The organism is Stenotrophomonas sp. SMYL8 (genome assembly GCF_036320065.1).
GTDB lineage: Bacteria > Pseudomonadota > Gammaproteobacteria > Xanthomonadales > Xanthomonadaceae > Stenotrophomonas > Stenotrophomonas maltophilia_A.
In genome coordinates this window covers 12,705-16,503 of the sequence record NZ_JAWIRR010000028.1, presented here as the reverse complement: position 1 = coordinate 16,503, position 3,799 = coordinate 12,705, and the positions used below count along the sequence as shown (strand labels likewise).

Below are 3,799 nucleotides of genomic sequence, written 5' to 3'. Positions count from 1 at the left end.
GCCGGCCGCTGGCCGGCAACTTCAGGTTGCGTCCGAAGCTCATGCGGTTGCCGGCCAGCGGCCGGCACTACCCGCGGCGTCCGAAGCTCATGCGGTTGCCGGCCGGCGGCCGGCACTACCCCGCGTGCCGGTGCCGCGCGTTCCAGATATGCGTGGCGGCCAGCAGCAGGCTGCCGGTGACCGTCATCGGCGTTTCCCAGTCATGTGAGGGCAGCGCCAGCGCGCCGGCCAGCAACAGGCCCAGACCGACGCCAGCGGCGGCCCAGGCCAGCACCGGCAGCGGGTGACGGCGCTCGGCCCGCCACAGCGCGTAGCCGGTCAGTGGCAGGGCGATGGCCACGAACAGCAGGTGCACCCAGTCCGCTTCGGCCCAGGTGCCGAACAGGGGGAGCGCGGCGGCCAGCAGGGGCAGCGCCAGGCAATGCAGCAGGCACAGGCTGGACAGGGCGACCGCGCCAGCATCAAGCAGGGCGGCAGAAGGCGACTTCATCGGGGGAGGTTCCTTGCGCAACAATTGTTATACAGTAACATTTCCGTTCCGCAGCCAACCCGCTCCGACATGAACACTGTTTCCCGCGCCGACCGTCGCCTTCCGGTCACCGTGCTGTCCGGCTTCCTCGGGGCCGGCAAGACCACCCTGCTCAACCAGATCCTGCGCAACCGCGAAGGCCTGCGCGTGGCGGTCATCGTCAACGACATGAGCGAGGTCAACATCGATGCGCAGCTGGTGCGCGAGGGTGGCGCCGAGCTGCGCCGCACTGAAGAGACGCTGGTGGAATTCAGCAACGGCTGCATCTGCTGCACGCTGCGCGATGATCTGCTGCAGGAAGTGCGGCGCCTGGCCGATGCGGGTCGCTATGACTATCTGCTGATCGAATCGACGGGCATCGGCGAGCCGATGCCGGTGGCGGCCACCTTCGCGGTGCGCGATGAACATGGCTTCAGCCTGAGTGATATCGCGCGGCTGGACACGATGGTGACGGTGGTCGACGGCAGCGCGTTCCTTGCCGACTTCGGTTCGACCCTGCGCCTGGCCGAGCGCGGCCAGCAGGCCGTGCCGGACGATGATCGCGGTGTGGTCGATCTGCTGTGCGAGCAGGTGGAGTTCGCCGACGTGATCGTGGTCAGCAAGGTCGACCAAGTGGACGACGAGGTGCTGCAGGACACGCTGGCGGTACTGCGTGGCTTGAACCGGGATGCGAAGCTGCTGCTGTCCAGCTTCGGTGATGTGCCGTTGGCCGAGCTGCTGGATACCGGTCGCTTCGACATGGAGCGTGCGCAACGCGCGCCGGGTTGGGTGAAGGAGCTGCGTGGCGAGCACACACCGGAAACCGAAGAGTACGGCATCGGCAGCTTCGTCTACCGTTCGCGGCGTCCGTTCCACCCCGCGCGATTCGCCCGCGCGCTGCAGTCGGGCATGCCCGGCGTGATCCGCAGCAAGGGCTGGTTCTGGCTGGCCAACCGCATGGATTGGGTAGGCGAGTTGAACACCGTGGGCGCGGCGACGCGGACGCAGGCGGCGGGTTTCTGGTATGCCGCGCGCGACCGCGTGCGTGCCGGCCTGGAAGACACCGCACCGTTGTTGCCGCCGACACCGCTGCCCTACAGCGACCTCGGCTGGGCGCGGCAGCAGGCCGATTGCTGGAGCGCACCGTTGCCGGGGCTGGAAGAGTTTCCGGATGCAGCCGCGCACACGGCGATGCAGCGGCTGTGGCACCCGTTGTGGGGTGATCGGCGCCAGGAGCTGGTGGTGATTGGTGTGCACATGGATGAGCGTGCGGTGCGCGCGGAGCTGGATGCGTGCCTGCTCAATGACCAGGAGCTGCGGGCGGGGCCGCTGCTGTGGCAGCAGATGCCACAGGCGTTCCCGGTGTGGAAGCGCTGATGGTGCATTGAGGTCTCTTGGGCTGCCGGCCAGCGGCCGGCACTACCCCGGGTCGATACGCCATGCGTGGATCTACAAGGCGTCACGCCACTGCCAGCCCTCGGTGCTCACCTGCAGCACCTGGGTCGGCCGCAACGCCTGCAGCAGGTGCCGGTCGTGACTGACCATCACCAGCGCGCCTGGCCATGCCGCAAGCAGTTCCTCCAACGCTTGCAATGCGCTCAGATCCAGTGCATTACCCGGCTCATCCAGCAGCAACAGCTGCGGCGCGGGATCGGCGTACAACACGCTGGCCAGTGCGCCCTTCACCCGTTCGCCATCGCTGAGGCTGCTGGCGGCGCGCTGGATGCGCTGTGCGTCCAGACCCAACAGGGCCAGGCGCGTGCGCAGCTCCCCGGGGTCGGCACTCGGGTTGGCGGCCTGCACGCTGTCGAGGATGCTGCGCCCGCCGGACAACCCCAGTAGCTGCTGGTCGAGCAGGGCCAGTGGCGCATGCCGTTGCACGATGCCGCTGCGTGCAGGCAGCTGGCCGGCCAACACACGCAGCAGGGTCGATTTGCCGCTGCCGTTGTCACCGACCACGGCAATGCGCTGGCCGCGGCGGATCTCCAGCTGCAACGGGGCACTGCAGCCATGTGGCAGCACCAGCGCCTCGGCCTGTAGCAGGCGCGTGCTGCCACGGTCACCCGCACCGGCGAACAGTGCCAGTTCCGGCGCCGCGTGCCCCGCCGATGCCGCTGCGCGCAGATGCTCTGCGCTGGCCTGCAGGCGTTCGGACTGCACCTGCTGCGCGCGACCATGGCTGGCTTCGGCGCGCTGCTTCTGGCGGCCAAGCAGGATCGGTGCCTGGTTGGCCTGCTTCGCATCGCGATTGCCACGTGCCTGGCGTTGCTGCTGGCGTTCGTGCTGCTCGCGCGCGCTGCGTTGCTGCTGTCGGTGCTGGGCACGTGCTTGGTCAAGCTGGGCGGCGGCGGCTTCACGTTCGGCAGTGCGCACTTCGGCATAGTGCTGCCACGGCCCACCATAGCGATGCAGCCCGCGCCCATCGAGCTCGACAATCTGCTGCATGCGGCTCAGCAACTCGCGATCATGACTGATCACCAGCAGGCCGCCGCGCCATTGCTGCAACTGCTGGTACAGTTGCTGGCGATGACGCGCATCAAGGTGGTTGCTGGGTTCGTCCAGGATCAGCCAGTCGGCACCGCTGGCCCAGGCGCCGGACAGTGCCACCTGCATCGCCTGGCCGCCGCTGAGGCGCGCAGCAGGCTGGGCGTAATCGAGATCATCGGGCAAGCCCAGCGCCTGCCATTGTTGCTGCAGGCGTTCGCGCAGGTCCCAGCGCTCGCCTAGGCAGGTGAAGTCGGCCTCATCGACGCTGCCGGCTTCGATACGTTGCAGTGCGGCCAGTTCCGCGCCGACGCCGGCCAGTTCACCGACCGTGCCGGCGGGTGGATAACCGGGTGTCGGCAACAGGAACACGCGGCCGCTGCCACGTACCTGGCCGTTGTCGGGCGACAGCCGGCCGGCCAGCAGGCGTGCGAGCACGCTTTTGCCAGCGCCATTGGCACCGACCAGGCCGGTAGCAACCGGTTCGAAGGAAAACGTCAGATCGGAAAACAGCGGGCGGCCGTCGGCCAATCGATACGACACGCGATCGAGCGTGAGGGAATGCGGGGTCATGCGACCTCCATGGATGCCGGGTTCTCCCCTGCGCGCAGGGGCGGGAAGAGTCAGGCCGTCTGTTGCGAAGACGGCGGCATCAATGGCGCATTGGTCGCGAGCCTCTGGGAGGGATGAGGGGAGATTATACCGCCCGCAGGGCATGCGAATTGTAGAGTCGAGGGGGGGGGGGGGGGGGTGGGGTGCGCAGGGGGGCCACCCCCCCGCACAGGGCCCGCCCCAGCCGCCCGGAGA

General features: G+C 68.4%; 3 protein-coding genes. 1 reads left to right on the top strand and 2 read right to left on the bottom strand.

The window, feature by feature from the left end:
* Positions 1–115: 115 nt before the first annotated feature.
* Entirely contained in the window at positions 116–490 is a 375-nt protein-coding gene (locus tag V3B25_RS17910) for a MerC domain-containing protein (protein ID WP_154351968.1), read from the bottom strand.
* A 69-nt stretch (positions 491–559) separates the two neighbouring features.
* On the opposite strand from V3B25_RS17910, the gene V3B25_RS17905 reads away from it, so the two are divergent.
* The gene (locus V3B25_RS17905; protein WP_049424761.1) at positions 560–1,885 is read left to right on the top strand and encodes a GTP-binding protein; all 1,326 of its coding nucleotides are present in this window, start codon (positions 560–562) and stop codon (positions 1,883–1,885) included.
* Positions 1,886–1,957: 72 nt separating this feature from the next.
* Here the strand turns inward: V3B25_RS17905 and V3B25_RS17900 are convergent, their stop codons facing one another.
* On the bottom strand, positions 1,958–3,565 hold the full coding sequence (locus tag V3B25_RS17900) for an ATP-binding cassette domain-containing protein (protein WP_329811114.1): 1,608 nt from the start codon (positions 3,563–3,565) through the stop codon (positions 1,958–1,960).
* Positions 3,566–3,799 lie beyond the last annotated feature (234 nt).

Bases quoted from the DNA above. Each gene is read 5' to 3' on its own strand.
- V3B25_RS17910 (WP_154351968.1), bottom strand. From the start codon at position 490: ATGAAGTCGCCTTCTGCCGCCCTGCTTGATGCTGGCGCGGTCGCCCTG.
- V3B25_RS17905 (WP_049424761.1), top strand. From the start codon at position 560: ATGAACACTGTTTCCCGCGCCGACCGTCGCCTTCCGGTCACCGTGCTG.
- V3B25_RS17900 (WP_329811114.1), bottom strand. From the start codon at position 3,565: ATGACCCCGCATTCCCTCACGCTCGATCGCGTGTCGTATCGATTGGCC.